Source organism: Bradyrhizobium sp. Y36, from assembly GCF_002531575.1.
Lineage (GTDB): Bacteria > Pseudomonadota > Alphaproteobacteria > Rhizobiales > Xanthobacteraceae > Bradyrhizobium.
The window spans coordinates 291,014-307,396 of record NZ_NWTI01000002.1 but is presented as its reverse complement, the minus strand read 5'-3'; the positions used below and the strand labels follow the sequence as shown (position 1 = coordinate 307,396).

The 16,383-nt window shown below is 65.2% G+C and carries 17 protein-coding genes; 8 read left to right on the top strand and 9 right to left on the bottom strand.

The window, feature by feature from the left end; all coding sequences use genetic code 11:
* Positions 1-12: 12 nt before the first annotated feature.
* Together CO669_RS04955 and CO669_RS04950 are read left to right on the top strand one after the other, a co-directional pair.
* Positions 13-558, top strand: a complete 546-nt coding sequence (locus CO669_RS04955) for a response regulator (RefSeq protein ID WP_011088265.1) — start codon at positions 13-15, stop codon at positions 556-558.
* A 29-nt stretch (positions 559-587) separates the two neighbouring features.
* On the top strand, positions 588-1,166 hold the full coding sequence (locus CO669_RS04950; RefSeq protein WP_097658646.1) for an Hpt domain-containing protein: 579 nt from the start codon (positions 588-590) through the stop codon (positions 1,164-1,166).
* Positions 1,167-1,352: 186 nt separating this feature from the next.
* On the opposite strand, the gene CO669_RS04945 is transcribed toward CO669_RS04950, so the two are convergent.
* The 4 genes from CO669_RS04945 to folE all read right to left on the bottom strand — a co-directional run bounded on the left by CO669_RS04945 (position 1,353) and on the right by folE (position 5,105).
* On the bottom strand, positions 1,353-2,528 hold the full coding sequence (locus CO669_RS04945; protein WP_097658644.1) for a DUF2336 domain-containing protein: 1,176 nt from the start codon (positions 2,526-2,528) through the stop codon (positions 1,353-1,355).
* A 188-nt stretch (positions 2,529-2,716) separates the two neighbouring features.
* A complete protein-coding gene (locus CO669_RS04940; RefSeq protein WP_245444161.1) occupies positions 2,717-3,748 on the bottom strand; it encodes a lytic transglycosylase domain-containing protein in 1,032 nt (343 codons plus the stop codon).
* Positions 3,749-3,974: 226 nt separating this feature from the next.
* Positions 3,975-4,397 (bottom strand): phosphoribosyl-AMP cyclohydrolase, encoded by a 423-nt coding sequence (gene hisI / locus CO669_RS04935; RefSeq protein ID WP_097658642.1) that lies wholly within the window; start codon positions 4,395-4,397, stop codon positions 3,975-3,977.
* 27 nt (positions 4,398-4,424) lie between these two features.
* On the bottom strand, positions 4,425-5,105 hold the full coding sequence (gene folE / locus CO669_RS04930) for a GTP cyclohydrolase I FolE (RefSeq protein ID WP_097658641.1): 681 nt from the start codon (positions 5,103-5,105) through the stop codon (positions 4,425-4,427).
* A gap of 254 nt (positions 5,106-5,359) precedes the next feature.
* Here folE and CO669_RS04925 point away from each other — a divergent pair, with 254 nt between their 5' ends.
* Complete coding sequence (locus tag CO669_RS04925) at positions 5,360-5,827, top strand: iron-sulfur cluster assembly scaffold protein (RefSeq protein WP_097658640.1); 468 nt, start codon at positions 5,360-5,362, stop codon at positions 5,825-5,827.
* 83 nt (positions 5,828-5,910) lie between these two features.
* Here the strand turns inward: CO669_RS04925 and CO669_RS04920 are convergent, their stop codons facing one another.
* On the bottom strand, positions 5,911-6,804 hold the full coding sequence (locus CO669_RS04920) for a COG3904 family protein (RefSeq protein ID WP_198963841.1): 894 nt from the start codon (positions 6,802-6,804) through the stop codon (positions 5,911-5,913).
* 239 nt (positions 6,805-7,043) lie between these two features.
* On the opposite strand from CO669_RS04920, the gene yidD reads away from it, so the two are divergent.
* Together yidD and CO669_RS04910 are read left to right on the top strand one after the other, a co-directional pair.
* Positions 7,044-7,382, top strand: coding sequence for a membrane protein insertion efficiency factor YidD (gene yidD, locus CO669_RS04915; RefSeq protein ID WP_097658639.1), 339 nt, complete (start codon positions 7,044-7,046; stop codon positions 7,380-7,382).
* A 92-nt stretch (positions 7,383-7,474) separates the two neighbouring features.
* Positions 7,475-7,684, top strand: coding sequence for a hypothetical protein (locus CO669_RS04910; RefSeq protein WP_097658638.1), 210 nt, complete (start codon positions 7,475-7,477; stop codon positions 7,682-7,684).
* Here the strand turns inward: CO669_RS04910 and CO669_RS04905 are convergent, their stop codons facing one another.
* Entirely contained in the window at positions 7,685-8,899 is a 1,215-nt protein-coding gene (locus CO669_RS04905; protein ID WP_097658637.1) for a hypothetical protein, read from the bottom strand.
* Between the two features lie 2 nt (positions 8,900-8,901).
* Positions 8,902-10,269: an APC family permease gene (locus CO669_RS04900; protein WP_097658636.1), complete on the bottom strand. Its 1,368-nt coding sequence runs from the start codon at positions 10,267-10,269 to the stop codon at positions 8,902-8,904.
* A gap of 317 nt (positions 10,270-10,586) precedes the next feature.
* Between CO669_RS04900 and CO669_RS04895 the strand changes: the two genes are divergently transcribed.
* A complete protein-coding gene (locus tag CO669_RS04895; protein WP_097658635.1) occupies positions 10,587-11,909 on the top strand; it encodes an alpha/beta hydrolase in 1,323 nt (440 codons plus the stop codon).
* Positions 11,910-12,078: 169 nt separating this feature from the next.
* Positions 12,079-12,405, top strand: a complete 327-nt coding sequence (locus CO669_RS04890) for a GrlR family regulatory protein (protein WP_097658632.1) — start codon at positions 12,079-12,081, stop codon at positions 12,403-12,405.
* Positions 12,406-12,430: 25 nt separating this feature from the next.
* Here CO669_RS04890 and CO669_RS04885 read toward each other — a convergent pair whose 3' ends face one another.
* Positions 12,431-12,820 (bottom strand): hypothetical protein, encoded by a 390-nt coding sequence (locus tag CO669_RS04885; RefSeq protein WP_097658630.1) that lies wholly within the window; start codon positions 12,818-12,820, stop codon positions 12,431-12,433.
* Positions 12,821-12,911: 91 nt separating this feature from the next.
* Positions 12,912-14,081, bottom strand: coding sequence for an MFS transporter (locus tag CO669_RS04880; protein WP_097658629.1), 1,170 nt, complete (start codon positions 14,079-14,081; stop codon positions 12,912-12,914).
* A 183-nt stretch (positions 14,082-14,264) separates the two neighbouring features.
* Between CO669_RS04880 and thrS the strand changes: the two genes are divergently transcribed.
* The gene (gene thrS / locus CO669_RS04875) at positions 14,265-16,307 is read left to right on the top strand and encodes a threonine--tRNA ligase (protein ID WP_198963840.1); all 2,043 of its coding nucleotides are present in this window, start codon (positions 14,265-14,267) and stop codon (positions 16,305-16,307) included.
* The last annotated feature ends 76 nt before the right edge of the window (positions 16,308-16,383 follow it).

Here is a 16,383-nt window from a genome sequence, read left to right as displayed (position 1 = left end):
GGCCCAGGCCTCATGTTCCGTATCGACTTCAACAAGCTGCGCTTCCTCGTCTGCGACGACAATCCGCACATGCGCCGCATCCTGCGCACGCTGCTGCATTCGTTCGGCGCGCGCGAGGTCTATGAAGCCGAGGACGGCGCCACCGCGCTGGAAATGTACAGCCATTACGTGCCCGACATCGTCATCACCGACTGGGCGATGCCGATCTTCGACGGGCTCGAGCTCGCGCAGATGATCCGGCAACCGGAATCCAAGGGCAACCCTTACGCGCCCATCATCATGCTCACCGGCCACTCCGAGAAGCGCCGCGTCACCGTCGCGCGCGATGCCGGCGTCACCGAATTCCTGGCCAAGCCGATCTCGGCCAAGGGGCTCTATCAGCGCATCCTCAACGTCGTCGCCAATCCCCGGCCCTTCATCAAGACCAAGACCTATTTCGGTCCGGACCGGCGCCGCAACACCAACTCCGCCTATATGGGCCCCGAGCGCCGCGTCGGCGAAAAGCACGAGGTGCTGCAGCAGCCCTCGCTGCTCGACAAGGCCCGCTCCACCATCTAGCGCAGGCGTCTTCAGGCGAGGCAGGCATCATGGCGAAGAACAGCGCAAAGGACATCGAGGTCAAGGCCTTCGCCACGCATCAAATCATCACGCAGCCCAACCCGCTGCGCAAGGTGCTGCGCCGCGTCGACGAGAAGGACCTGGACGATCCGGTCGGCCGCGCCGAGCAGGCGCTCGCGGGCCTCTCCGGCGAGTTCAAGGACTGGATGACGATCGAGGTCAACCGCCTGTCGGCCGCCTATGTCGCCATCCGCAATGATGGGTTCACCAGGGAACGGCGCGACGAGCTGTTTCACGCTGCCCACGACATCAAGGGCGACGCCGCGACGTTCGGCTATCCGGCCGCGTCGGGAATCGCCGAGAGCCTGTGCCGCGTCATCGAGCATGCGCCTGATCTGGAGAGAGTCCCGGCCGAACTGTTCACGCACCACATCAACGCCATCCTCGCCATCGTGCACGAGAACACCAAGCTCGACACCATCAGCGTTTCCGCCGAGCTCAGCCGCCGCCTGCGCAAGGTCGCCGACGACTACCTGACCCAGGTCAACCGCGACCGCCCCGAGCATCTCGAGGTGATCCTGGCGCCGAGCATCGCGCCGGCGGAGTAAGGCCCCCGCTCTCTCCGCTCGTCGGTGCGAGGAGCTCTTGCGACGGTGTTGAAAGGCCCGGCTCTGTCGCCACGATCAGGATCGTAGGGTGGGCAAAGCGAAGCGTGCCCACGTCTCCTTACCTCGTCATCACTGAGAAATCGTGGGCACGGCGCTTGGCGCCTTTGCCCACCCTACGGCATCCCGTTACGCCGCGATCAGATCGTCGTAGGCGGGATCGATCGCCTCGTCCGCGACCAGCTCGTCGCAGAACATCCTGGCCTCTTCCCGCGCCGATTCCGTGGCGAAGCGGCGCAGCAGGACCATCAGCGGCTCGGTGGCGCCGCGGTCGGTCTCGCAATGGGTGAGCACGCGCTCGACCATGCGCCGGCGCAGCCGCACCGCGCCGTCGTCGCTGCCGACGAAGCCCTGCTCGTGGCAGGCATCGAGCGCGACCTGGAACGCGGCGAAGGTCGCCTCAGGCAACCCGGCACGGCGGAGCAGCGCGTGCAGGCTGTTGCCGCCGCGGTCATGCAGCAGCGCGGTGACGCGCGCCAGCGGCAGATCGGCAAGCTCGGCCAGCGCCGCGTCGAACAGGTCGAGATTGCTCGACAGCAGCGCGCGCAGGATCAGGCCGGCGGTCAGCTGGCCCGTGACGCGCAAATGATGCACCAGGCCCTGCATGTCCTCGCCGCGCGAGCGCGCCGCGATGTTGATGGTGGAGCGGTCGCGCGCCTCGATCGTGATGCGATCGGCGCGATCGGCGCTCAGCCAGTTCCGCGCCACGACGAATTGCGCCAGCGTCTCCGAGAGCTTTGCCACCAGCGCCGCGCGGGTTGCGGACGGCAGATCATCCAGCACCAGCATCGCCTCGCGGATCGCGGCCAGATGGCCATGGCGCTCGACGATGCGATTCCAGGAGAACGGCGCCAGCTCGGCATGGGGATTTTCGATCAGCTCCAGCGCGGCCGCCGCGCAGCCGACTTCGGCGATGGCGGCGCAGACCGAGACCGGCAGCGCGATGCGGCGGGCGACCGCGCATTGCACGTCGTCATTGCCGGTGGCGACGATGTCGACGAGATCGGCGTCGATCAGCAGCGGGGAATGTTCGAGCACGGGCAGCGCGACCGTCGGCTGGTCCGCCGACAGCGCCCGCACGATCGACGCCGGCGCCTCCGCGCTGCGCGCAAAAGCCTCGGCCATCGCCTGCCGCACCAGCGGCGAGGGATCGTCGAGCAGCATCAGAAGCGCGCCTTCGGCGGCGATGCGGTCGTCGACCGAAAGGTCCGAGATCAGCCAGGCCCGGGCCAACGCCCGTGTCGCCTCGGCCCGCTCGCCGGCGGGCGCAGTCCTGATCCAATTGATGAACTGCCGAACAATCATGCTGCTTCCGGCTTACACAACAAACGAAAATGGTGACGGCTCGTCACCTGCAACACAAAATAAACCACGACGCTTAACAAAGCGTTCACCATAACTGGCTGGTTTTGTTGATGATTTGTTAAGGGAACAAGGACCCTTAGCCGCCTGCCGCGGACCCAGCGCAGCGCGTCCGGGACGCGGGAAGCGTATCAGCTGCTGAACGTGCCGCTGCGATCGCTGAAGAGATCGAGCGGCTGCGGCGGACGCACGTCGGGCGTGGCCGATGCCACCGAGGTGAGCGAGGCGTTGTTGCCCCACAATTTCTGCACGGTGGCCGAGACCGGCTGGGTGGCATCGCCGGGCTGGTAGATCGAGCGGAAGGCCGGCGCGACGGGCGAATTGTCAGCGACCGTCGTCGATGACGTCGCGCTGACCGGCGTCACGGCGTTGGTGTTGGTGTTGGTGTTGGGAAAAGTCTGGAGATAAGCCGCGTTGTCGACAACAGGTGCGGTCGGCTGCACGCCATTCGCGCTCGCAACCTGCGTCGTCGACGGCGTGCCGCCATACATCGCCATCGCGCTGCGGGTGACTTTCGAATTGGCCGCGCTGGCATAGCGCGCGTCCAGCACCGAGTAGACCTCGGAGACGCTGCGGGCGCGGCCATCCTTGGCGTAGAAGATCGAGCGATTGGCGGAGGCCGCATTGGGAAACAGCCGCGCGCCGACCGCTTGCGGATTGTCCTCGGCATTGGCGATCAGCTTAGCGGCGCCGCCGACGCCCATGAAATGCGCCATATAGAGTTCGCTGTCGCTCGGCCTGCGGCCGAGCAGACCGGTGAGCTTGAAGCTGTTCGACTGCGTCAGCGCGGCCGCCATGCTGGAAGCCGCTTCCGGATCGTCGCGCAGCTTCATGATCGAGCGCTTCATCGCGGGATCGTCGACGGTGTAGCTGCCCGACGATGTCCGGGTGATGGCGTCGGAATAATTGCCGTAGCCGAGCTGGGTGCCGGCTTCCTTCACCGTGCCGAGCCAGGTCTGGTCGATGAACTGGTAGAGCCCATGCGCGGACGAGGTGGAGGCCCCTGCCGTCGGATCGAAATCCGATTCCATCTTGGCGGTGGTCAGCATGTACTGGAAGCTGACGCCGGCAACGTTCGAGGCCTGCTTGATCGCACCGGCGACGCGCGCGCGCGTCGGATCGAGAACCGCCGTCTGCGAGGCACTGGAGTTGTCGACCGACATGACGAAGGGCCCGCCTCGCGCGGCGTTGAGCGGCGCCGGCAATTCGGCGCCTGTCGTCTCACCGTGGGACAGGTATGGTTAATGCGGGGTTAATTCGGGCATCAGCCCCTCCCCGAGTCATTCCGGGGCGTCGCGAAGCGATGAGCCCGGAATCCATCGAGCCTCACATGATGCCGTCGGATGGATTCCGGGCTCGCACCTGCGGTGCGCCCCGGAATGACGCAGGCTACTTCTTGTAGACGTCGTTCGGATCAAACAGCCGCTCGGCATCGGCGAAGACCAGCGTCGCACCTCCGCCTTCGGCCTCGACCTTGCGGTAGAAGCACGAGCGCCGGCCGGTGTGGCAGGCGGCCCCGATCTGCTCGACGCGAATCCAGACCGCGTCCTGGTCGCAATCGGTGCGCATCTCGACCACGCGCTGGGTTTGACCTGAGGTCTCACCTTTTCGCCACAAGGCCTTGCGCGAGCGGCTGAAGTACCAGGCTTCGCCGGTCGCAATCGTCTTGCGCAGCGCCTCGTCATTCATGTGCGCGACCATCAAAACGTCACCGGTGGCGACGTCGGTCGCGACAACGGTCACGAGGCCGTTCGCATCGAAGCGCGGCAGGAAGGACAAGCCTTCCTCGATCTCATGGGAGTGAGCAGACACAGCAACTCTCGCCGTTCGTCCGCGAGGTCAGCGCTGCAGGCCTCGCACCAGGGACAGGAAGCGGGCCTGCTCCGCCGGATTGTCGCGGAACATGCCGGTGAAGCGGCTGGTGAAGGTGGAGGCGCCATGCTTGGCGACGCCGCGCACCGACATGCAGGTATGCTCGGCCTCGATCAGCACGGCGACGCCGCGGGGCTTGAGCACCTCGTCAATGGCCGCCGCGATCTGCGCCGTCAGGTGCTCCTGGGTCTGGAGCCGGCGGGCGAAGATGTCGGTCAGGCGGGCGAGCTTGGAGAGGCCGACGACGCGTTCCACCGGCGTGTAGGCGATGTGCGCCTTGCCGTAGAACGGCATCATGTGATGCTCGCACTGGGAGGTGAACTCGATGTCGCGCACCAGCACGAAATCGTCATAGCCGGCGGTCTCGCCGAAGGTGCGGTCGAGCACCTCGGCCGGGCACTGATGGTAGCCCTGATAGAGCTCGTCGAAAGCCTCGACCACGCGGCGCGGCGTGTCGAGCAGGCCCTCGCGCTCGGTGTTCTCGCCGATATAGGCGAGCAGCGTCTTCACCGCCGCCTCCGCCTCGGCACGTGCCGGGCGCGGCTGGTCGGCGCGGACGGCGGCCGCGAGGAATTCAGCGGGATCAAGCTCGGCCGGACGGGTCTCGGGCTGCTTGCTGGGGCGGATCGGCTTGATTGTCGCGTCCATGTCTACTCCGTTCGACGGCCTCGTGGCCGGAGTGTCACCGGCAGACGGGGCGGCAAGCCGCCGGACGCCTGAAGAGAACAGCTTTGGCGGAAAAGGGCCTCGCGTCAAAAACGCCGGACGCGCAGATCTGGATCACTGCCGCCGCACCGCTGGACTGTTTTTCCGCCAGTTCCGACCCTATATAGGACCCTGGACGGCGCCCGCCAAGGCCGATCCGGCTGGGAAGTGGGTGTGGAAGTGCTGGACTCCATCACATGCTGAACGACATTTACAACAAGCGGATCATCGAACTGGCCGGCAATATTCCGCGTCTCGGACGGCTGCCGGACCCTGATGCCTCCGCCACGGCCCACTCCAAGCTGTGCGGCTCGACCGTCAAGGTCGATCTGAAGATGGCCGGAGATACCGTCACCGACTTCGCCCACGACGTGAAAGCTTGTGCGCTGGGCCAAGCCTCTTCATCCATCATGGCAAGTCGGGTGGTGGGTTCGACTGCGAGCGAACTCCGCGAGTTACGCGAAACTGTTCGCAAGATGCTGAAGGAGAACGGTGCGCCTCCTGAAGGCAAATGGGAGGACATCAAGTTCCTCGAGCCGGTGCGCGACTACAAGGCACGCCACGCCTCCACCCTTCTGACCTTCGATGCCGTGGTCGATGCCATCGGCCAGATCGAAGCCAAGACGAAGTCCGACACCAAGCAGCCGGCCGCGGCGCAGGGCTGACCTCTCATGATCGTTCCGGGACGTCGCAAGCGACGAACCCGGAATCCAGAGATTGCGGCGCGAGATTCCCAGGATTTGAGAGCTTACTTCTGAGCGGCCGCCGCCGGCGCGGCCACGCCGCCGGTCGGCACCAGGGCCTCCGCCGTCTTGGTCGACTTGGAAGGCTGCTCCGGTTCCACGCCGAACCTTGCCTGCGTCTTCGGGGTGAGTTCCGCCATCGCCGGCGCGGAGATGTCCACGTGCGGCAGCACGTCGGCGACGAGATCGGTCGTCACGAGATTGGTGAGCTTGAGCTCGCCGGCATCCAGCTCGTGCAGATCTTCCCAGGGCGGAACACTGAGCGCGAGCGACAGCAAATCACCGGCGCCGCCCATATCGAAGGTGTATTTGGCGAGCCGACCGATGTCGCGCTCCACGATCATCAGATCCTGCGCGCTGTAGCTCGCCGCCTTGGCATCGTCGGCGCGGTCGCCCATCCAGATCTGGTGGACGCGGACATGGGCCGCTTCCGGCACGTAGCGCTTCTTGCCGGCCAGCAGCAGGAACACGCACATGGATTCGCAATAGGCCTCGGGCGCGACCGCCGGACGGGCCGACTGACCGCCGCGCAGGCTGACGCCGACCGTGGTCAGGAGACCGAGATTGCGGAAGCGACGACCGAGCGTGATCGCGTCATTGACGGAACCGCCGCTGGAATCCAGCACCACGGTGGCGCCGCCGAGCTGACGGCCGCGCGAGAACTCTTCGAAATCTTTCGGGGTATCGGCGGTGATGATGCCGACCGCGCTGACCCAGCCGCGGCAATTCGGCTCGCACGCAATCCAGTTGAATTTCATCGGAAGCTTGCGCTCTTCGAGCGCGCCGCCGGCCTTGGCCGATGACCCGAATGTCGCGATGGCGCCAGCCAGCGCAACTCCACAGACGGCGGTTCCCACCAGCAACCAGCCGCGAAGCTTAAGCGACTTCAGAACTTTCAAACTGGTCCCTTCCCCAAGCCCCGGAGGCGATTCAGGCAAGCCCCGTTTTCCGTCCGACGAGTGTACACATGGACGTCACAAAAATGGTATCCGGGGGAATACAGATCGTCCATAGGTACTTGCTGCACTGCTCCCCAAAAGCATGCAAAATATGGCGTACAAACAACACCTTACAGTTCCTTGGCGTTCCTTGCGTCGGAACCGGGCAACTCACCGCATAATCTGACGGCACCGCGCACATGAAGCATTCAGCCTGCGGACACTGTTCCAGTTCGGTCGAGGGGGCGCTTCGGCTCCCGCGCCGATTCGGCCGTGCGCTGATCTGGATTTACCGGCACACGCTCTCGCCCCTGGTCGGTTACAATTGCCGGCATCTGCCGACTTGCTCGGTGTATGGCGACGAGGCGATCGAACGCTTCGGCCTCTGGGCCGGCGGCTGGATGACGCTCGCGCGGCTGCTGCGCTGCAATCCTTTCGGCACGTCGGGTATCGACAATGTGCCGCTCGCCGCACCGCAAGGCGCGCGCTGGTATCTGCCCTGGCGCTACGGCCGCTGGCGCGGCGTCAACGCATCCTGAGATCGCGGCGTTGTCCTACGCTTCGGCGAGCTCTGCGGAACATTAGAGGTTCCTCCGGCGTTGTTTCGGCGCTCCCCCGGGAGGAAACAACAATGCGCTGGAAAATCAGCCCTCATCTGCACCTCAAGCCTGGGCCGGCCCCCAGCGCCAGGCGGCACCACGACCCCCGCACCATGGACCTGCTCGCGATCGTCGCCTTGCTGACGCTCGTGCTTGGTTCTGGCTGGTACCTGGCTTCGAGCCTTGCGACGGCGCCGAGCACGACGGCGTTCATCGTGCCGAGCCAGAGCGTGCACTGGTGATCAGCGGAACCAGTAGAATCGCCCCGGCGGCGGCGGGATTGGCTCAGGCGGCCGCAGCCGTTTTGGACGCGGTGGCTTTGGTGTCGGCTCCGCCGACGAAGTGGCCTCCCCGCCCGGTCCCGTCTCGGTGCCCGGCACCCTCACCGCCAGCAGCAAATTCGATTCACGCATGCGCCAGCGATAGCCGACGCCGAAATCGATCGGCTGGGCGCGCGTGAACAGCTCGGCGTAGCGCTCCTGGTAACGGCCGGGAAATTCGCCGATCGGCCCGAGATAACGGCCGAACGGGAAGAACCGCCACTGCCTTGCGCCATAGTTGGCAAGCGGAATGCCGGAATCGTCCTGGATGATGGTGGCGCTGTTGGCGAGCAGCCAGTCGCGGACCACCGCGAAGTCGCTCTTGTGCAGCAGGTAGGATGCGCTCTTGAGCAGGCTGTTGCCGGGCCCCAGCGTCTCGCAGAATTTCAGGAAGCCGGTGTTGCGCGCACCCGCATTGGAAAGGTCGGTCGAAAAATAATACAGCGTGCGCGCTTCGCCATCGCTGCCGGCAAAGGTGATGCGAGCGCCGTGCGTCGCGTTACGCCCCGGATTGTCCTCGCCGACATGGATCCCGCCCTTGTCGTCGAGCGCGACCATCTCGACGTTGCGGATGGTCTTGCCCGAGCGCGCCAGGAAGACATAGAGGATCGGCAAGGTGCCATTGACCTGGTTGGCGTGCAGGTCGACCTTCATCTGCTTGGTGATGAAGAACGAGAAGCTCAGGATCGAGCCGAGCGAGCGCTCGACATTGTAGAGCGCAGCGCCCACCGAGCCGCGCGGCAGCCGCGTCAGATCCGGCACCGCGCCGACCGGCTCCAGCGCGCCGAGCACGTAGGTGCTGGCCTTGGAATAGAAGGCATTGGCGTAGAGGAAATCGGGGCCGCTGAACATGTAGAACATGGTCGGCCGCGGCGCGGCCAGATTGACGTCGGCCCAGTCGCGGATCTTCGCGAGCTGGCGTTGTTCGAGCTGGGCGAAGGCGCCGTCGAAGAATTTTGCGTGGCGCTGCCAGCTGGGATCCCTGGTGAGCGGCACCAGCGGCGAATCTGCCGAAGGCTGCATGCCCGCAAGGAAGCGCGCGGTATCATCGAAGGTGACCTCGGCGGCGCTTGCGGACGAGACGGCCACGGCCAGCAGGGCAACAGCGGCGGCCGCAATTCTGAAGGCTCGGACCATGTCTATTCGCGAATGAGTGACGTATCAGCGGCGACCGGCCGCCTGCGGAAAACAGCATAAATCAACAGGCCGGAGAGCATGACCAGCATCCCCGAGAGCGACTGCACCGGCCGCTCGGTCAACAGGTAGTACATCATGAACCCTGTCACGAGCAGGAAAACCAGCGGGGTGAACGGGTATCCCCAGGCGCGATAGGGCCTGGGCAAATCGGGATCGGTGATGCGCAGCTTGATGACTCCGGCGACCGTGAAGAACGAGCAGAACAGCAGCGCGAACTGGATGAAGTCGAGCACCGCCTCGAAGCTGCGCGTGAACAGCAGGAGGTTGGCGACCGCGAGCTGAAACAGGATCGCATAGGCCGGCGCGCCGCTCGTCGATCGCTTCGAGAACACCCGCAAGGCCGGAATGTCCTCTCCCATCGTCATCATCACGCGCGGGCCGATCCACATCATCGCAGAGATCGAGGAGATCAGGCCGACGCAGATCATGGCGCCGACGATGCGCCCCCCGAGACTGCCGAAGATGGCGCTTCCGGCGACGCGGGCGACGTCGAGCTGGCCGGCGAGCGCGCCGACCGGCGTCGAATGCAGAAATACCGCGTTCAGCGCGACGTAGAGCACGAGCACGATCAGCGTGCCCGCCAGCAGCGCGCGCGGCAGGTCGCGCTGCGGCATGTTCATCTCGCCGATGATGTAGGTCGCGGCATTCCAGCCCGAGAACGAGTACATCACGAAGACGAGCCCGATCGCGAAGGGGGCGCTGACGATGTGGGCGAGATCGCCCGGCTGCGGCGTGAAGGCGATCGACTGCGGCACGCTGACGACGAAGCCGGCGACCAGGAAGGCGACGATCAGCACGACCTTGATGATGGTCGAGATCAGCTGGAAGGTCGAGGAGTGCCTGACGCCGGTCAGCTGCACAAGCGAGACCAGCCACACCACGGCGATGGCGAGCGGGATCGGCGGCAAATCAGGCACGACCGATTTGGCGTATTCGCCGAACGCCATCGCCGCGAGCGCCACCGGTGCGGCGAAGCCCACCGTCGCCGACACCCAGCCGGCGAGAAAGCCGAAAGCCGGGTGATAGGCCCGTCCCAGGAAATTGTACTCGCCGCTCGAGCGCGGAAACATCGCCCCGAGCTCGCTATAGGCGAACACGCCGCACAGCGCGACGATGCCGCCAACGGTCCACAGCAGCAGGATCGAGAAACCGGACGGGATATCCTTGACCTGGAAGCCGAGGCTGGTGAAGACGCCGACCCCGATCATGTCGGCCACGACGATGGCGGTTGCGACCAGAACCGAGACCCCGCTCCCGCCCCCGGTCAGCCGGCCAGTCCAGGGGGCAGTTCCCGCATCTGATGCCGTCATCGGGGTCCTTCGCTCAGGCGTCTTGCCTCGCGGGCGCATCGTGCACTTGGCCCAGTCAATTCAAGCAGGGTTAACAAGGGTTAAATGAGGCGGCGAAAACGGGTATTTCAGCACCGCCTCTCCCCGCTGCCAGGCAAAAAGCCTGCCGATACCCCGGGAAGCCCCGTTCCTTTTCCCCACAATCAGGACACGATTACATGGTCCCTTTGAGCGTTCCGGATGTGGGGAAGTCTGTCCGGACGCTTAACGTCGCCTAAACGCCAGTCGGCTCAATTGTCTTGATATGCCGATGGACGTGACTTTGGGGTCATGGGTGGATGGTCGGGGCCGTTCCGAAACTGAGAGCTGATGGTCGTGGCGACCGGACACCGTCCGGTCGGCGCGGTCGTGCGCTTCGGGTCGGCCTGATCTCAGCCTTGGTGCCGCTGTCGCTGACGCTGGTTCAATGCGGCAAGGCGCCGAACCCGGCGGCGCTTGCGGCGAACTCGCAGGCCAATGTTCAGGTCGTTGCGAAGACGAACCAGCAAGTCGCAAGCGGCGACACGTTCGAGGATCGCTTTCCCGCTCCGCAATTCAAGGAGCGCTTCCCCTCGGCGAGCGAGAGCCTCCTGCAACGGCAGATGTCGGACTTCTCGCCCAAGCGCGCCGTGCAGCAACAGCCGCCAGAGCAGGCGCCCTATAAGGTCGCGTCGCTGGAGCCGCAGGCCCCCTACAAGCGTCCTCCCCGCGACGACCTGACGACCCTCGTCAGCATGAAGTCGTCGGCCTTTCCCTATTTCGGCAACAACCCCGCCTCCGACGCGCCCTTCCTCAACATCAGCAAGGGCGACCGTCGCGGACATCGCAGCTATTCGGGGCGCGTGTTCTGGCAGGACGAGACCTACAATGACAGCCGCGTGCTGATGCACGTGCCCGAGCATTTCGACGTACGCAAGCCGGGCGTGATCGTGGTGTTCTTCCACGGCAATGGCGCGACGCTCGAACGCGACGTGCGCGATCGCCAGCTGGTGCCCAGGCAGATCACCGATTCCGGCGCCAATGCCGTGCTGCTTGCCCCGCAGATGGCGGTCGATGCCGCCGATTCCAGCGCCGGCAAGTTCTGGCAGCCGGGCGGCTTCAAGCGCTTCATGGCGGAATCGGCCGAGCACCTGGCCCGCGTCACCGGCGATCCCAACAGCGCGCGCGCCTTCGCCAACATGCCGATCGTCATCGTCGGCTATAGCGGCGGCTTCCTGCCGACGGCCTGGAGCCTCGAGGTCGGCGGCATCAGCGATCGCGTCCGCGGCGTCGTGCTGCTCGACGCCGTCTACGGCGAAATGGACAAGTTCGCCTCCTGGATCGAGAGCCACCGCTCCGGCTTCTTCGTCAGCGCCTATACCCGCGGCACGGCGCGGCGCGACCGCGAACTGATGAGCATGCTGCGGCAGAAGGGCATCAGCGTCGCCGAGGACATGGACGGCCCCTTGCGGCCCGGCAGCGTGGTATTCGTCGAGACCGCCGAGGGCATCACCCATCGCGACTATGTCACCCGCGCCTGGACGCGAGATCCGCTCAAGGACGTGCTGGTGAAGATGTCGGCGACGCCGGCACTGGCGCTGACGCGCGTGGCTTCCACCAACCCTTCAGCGCCGAGCCGCTGACGGATATTGCGCGAGCCGGCATTGGGCTGCACTGCCTGCAATTGCCTCAGGCGCTGATCAAAATGTGATGTTGATGGCCGACATCCCCGGAAGCGACCGGATTGCTTCCGCCGGCAACGGCCATAATTTGCCGACCACGTTGTGATCGGAATTCCGCGGGGACAGGGCAGTGCGTCAGGGATTGTACAAGGTCGACTTCCACACCGTCCACGGAACGGGCTGCGGCGTCGTTTATGTGATGGGTGGCAAGATGCGCGGCGGCAATTCGGCCTTCGCCTTCATCGGCACCTATACGGGCGAAGGCGACAGCATCAAGGTCAAGATCTCGACCCAGCGCTACAATGACGACCCGTCCTTCAAGGCGCTGTTCGGCCTCGACCGCATCACGCTGGCGCTCGCCGGCCGGGAGGACGGCGACACCGCGGAGTTCGAAGGCAACGCGCTGCAGGTGCCGGGCATCGCCTTCCGGGCCGTGCTCAGCCGGATCAGCGACTGAGCCTGGCGAGAATCAGCTCCGAGAATCAGGTCTTAGGCAGCTTCGGAATGCTCTCGGCAAAGCCGTTGAAGCAGGCCAGCCGCTCGTCTTCTTCCTTGAAGAATTTGCAATCGGCGTAGCCCTTGGCCTTCGCCGGCTTCGGCTTTGGCGTCGGCGGAATGATGGCGTCGTAGCAATTGAGCCGGTCCTTGGTGCCGTCATCAAGCTCGAGGCAGGCCTGAAGCCGGGCCGCGATCGATTGCGGCTTGCCCTTCGGTGCTGCCGCCGGCTTGGCCGCGGCCTCCTTGGCCCCCGCCTTGGTCCCCTTGGGCTTGACCTGCACCAAGGGCTTGTCCCCCACCATCGGTGGCTTGTCGGCCTGCGCGAACGCGGAGGCTGAATAGAGCACCGCGGCAACCGCCAGAATCATCCTCATTTCAGTCAACTCTCTTTGGTCCCCATGACCGGCCTTCTAGCGCTCCGGCGCGCGGTTTGCCAAGCACCTTGCGCATAGGAAAGCGCGGGAGTCAGGCCGCGGCAGCAGCCTGACGGGGCCGGGTCAGGACCACCAGCATCAAGGCCAGCATGACGAAGCCGACGGCGACGAAGCCGAGCGTATGCAGCAGCTCGCGGGCGAACAACACTCCGCCGATGGCGGAGCCGACGGCCTGGCCGATATAGAGGACCGACGTATTGAGCGCGACGGTCGCCGATGCAAGGGGCGGCGCGGCCGCAACCAGCCGCACCTGCTGCATCGAATTGGTCGAGGCGAACCCGAGCCCCCAGACCGCGACACCTGCCGTCATGAAGGCAAGCGTGCCCGCACCGAACGCCCAGCCGGCGATCCCTGACAGCAGCAGGCAGGTGAACAACAGCGAGGTGCGATAAGGGCCCCAGCCATCGACGATGCGGGTGGCGACGACGACGCCGAGAAAGCCGCAGACGCCGTAGAGCGCGAACACCGTGCCGATCGCATCGGGGCCGGCGCCGGTGAGCTTGCCAAGCAGCGGGCCCATGAAGGTGAACACCACGAACTGCCCCGACATCTGCAGCATGGTGACCGCAAGCAGCAGCAGGATTGTGCCGTTGCGGCCGACCTCGGCCCAGGTCTTCAGGTCCACCGGCGCGCCCTTCAGGCCTGCCGGCAGGCGCAGCAGCAACAGCAGGAAGCTGATGCAGCCGAGCACACCGATCTCGCCATAGGCGGCGCGCCAGCCATAGCGGCTGGCGATGAAGGTGATCAGCGGCAGGCCGACGGCGGCGGCCAGCGACCAGCCGAGGAAGATGTAAGCGATGGTGCTGCCGCGCCGCTCGGCCGGCACGATCAGTGCCGCCGTGCCCGCAGCCTGCGGTGTATAGAGTGCGCCGACGCCAAGCATGACGAGGCGGATGATGAGGAGAATGGTGTAGTCGGGCGCAAAGGCCGAGGCGAGATTGCCGAGCGCGAGCACCGCCAGCGTCGTGGTCAGCAGCGTCCGCCGGTCGATGCGGCTGGTCAGCCAGGCCGTCAGCGGCGAGCCGATGCACAGCGTCACCGCGCCGAAGGTGATGAGCAGCCCGGCCGCATGGATGCTGATCCCGAGCCCCGCCGACAATTCCGGCAGCATGCCCGCAGGGGCCAGCACCGAGCAGCCGGTGACGAGATTGCCGAGCATCAGGGCGGTCGGCGCAAAACGGCCGGCGGGCGAGCTTTCCATGCAAATGCATGTAGAGCGGTTATCCAGCCAGTTAAAGGGCCGATCCGAAATACTTCGCGCGCCCCCCGTTTTATGCGCCGATTTTCTTGGAAATGCCGGATTGCGCAGGCCGAATCGCCTGTTATATCGCTCGTTCCCGCTTACCTGCGCTCGTTCGCAGGAGTGAGCCTCAGGAGAAAAGCAATGACCGACCAGCCCAAATCCGAGTCCGGCTTCCAGTACAGCCTTTCCAATCTCAAGCCCGTGACCCCCGCAGCCAAAGTTACCCTCACCTTCCCCGACGGCGCCCGGCGCGAATACGACAAGGGCATCACCGGCCTCGACATCGCCAAGGGCATCTCGCCGTCGCTGGCCAAGCGCACGGTCGCCATGGCGCTCGACGGCGTACTCGCCGATCTCAACGATCCCATCGACGATGATGCCAAGATCAAGCTGGTCACCCGCGACGAGCCGGAAGCGCTCGAATTGATCCGCCACGACTGCGCGCACGTTCTCGCCGAGGCCGTGCAGACGCTGTGGCCGGGCACGCAGGTCACCATCGGCCCCGTGATCGAGAACGGCTTCTACTACGATTTCTTCCGCAACGAGCCTTTCACGCCGGAGGACTTCGCCGCGATCGAGAAGAAGATGCGCGAGCTCATCGCGCGCGACAAACCTTTCACGAAGGAGGTTTGGGATCGCGAGAAAACAAAACAGGTGTTCCGCGACAAGGGCGAGGCCTTCAAGGTCGAGCTGGTCGACGCCATTCCCGGCACCGAACCGATCAAGATCTACTACCAGGGCGACTGGTTCGACCTGTGCCGCGGCCCGCACATGACCTCGACCGGCAAGGTCGGTAACGCCTTCAAGCTGATGAAGGTGGCCGGCGCCTATTGGCGCGGCGACAGCAACAACCCGATGCTGACGCGCATCTACGGCACCGCCTTCGCCAAGCAGGAGGACCTCGACGCCTACCTCAAGCAGATCGAGGAGGCCGAGAAGCGCGACCATCGCAAGCTCGGGCGCGAGCTCGACCTCTTCCATTTCCAGGAGGAAGGTCCGGGCGTCGTGTTCTGGCATCCGAAGGGCTGGACCATCTTCCAGCAGCTGATCGCCTATATGCGCCGCCGCCTGACCGGCGACTACAGCGAGGTCAATGCGCCGCAGATCCTCGACAAGGTGCTGTGGGAGACCTCGGGCCATTGGGGCTGGTATCGCGAGAACATGTTCGCGGCGCAGTCGGCCGGCGACGAGGCCGAGGACAAGCGCTGGTTTGCGCTCAAGCCGATGAACTGCCCGGGTCACGTGCAGATCTTCAAGCACGGCCTGAAGAGCTATCGCGACCTGCCCTTGCGCCTCGCCGAGTTCGGCGTGGTGCATCGCTACGAGCCGTCCGGCGCCATGCACGGGCTGATGCGCGTGCGCGGCTTCACCCAGGACGACGCGCACATCTTCTGCACCGAGGACCAACTCGCCGAGGAGTGCCTGAAGATCAACGATCTGATCCTGTCGACCTACGCGGATTTCGGCTTCACCGGCGATCTCACCGTGAAGCTGTCGACGCGGCCGGAAAAGCGCGTCGGCACGGACGAGATGTGGGATCACGCCGAGCGCGTGATGGCCACCGTGCTGCGCGAGATCCAGTCGCAGAGCAATCACATCAAGACCGAGATCAACCCGGGCGAAGGCGCGTTCTACGGGCCGAAGTTCGAATACGTGCTGCGCGACGCCATCGGCCGCGACTGGCAGTGCGGCACGACGCAGGTCGACTTCAACCTGCCGGAGCGGTTCGGCGCGTTCTACATCGACCATGACGGCGGCAAGAAACCGCCTGTGATGGTGCACCGCGCGATCTGCGGCTCGATGGAGCGCTATATCGGCATCCTGATCGAGCACTATGCCGGCAACTTCCCGCTCTGGCTCTCGCCGGTCCAGGCGGTGGTCACGACCATCACCTCGGAAGGCGACGAATACGCCAAGGTGGTGCTGGAGCAGGCGCGGCGCGCAGGGCTTCGGGTCGAGATCGATCTGCGCAACGAGAAGATCAACTACAAGGTCCGCGAGCACTCGCTGGCCAAGATCCCGGCGCTGCTCGTGGTCGGCAAGAAAGAGGCCGAGACGCATTCGGTCTCGGTCCGCCGGCTCGGCAGCGACGGCCAGAAGGTGATGACGACCGAGGAAGCGATCGCCGCGCTGGTCGACGAGGCAACGCCACCGGACGTCAAGCGGATGCGCGGCACGGTCTGATCCCTGAAATCGATCTAAATTCGCTTCCGGTTGCGGGCGTGCATGCTTATCTCGGCATGGCACGCCCGCAGACCAT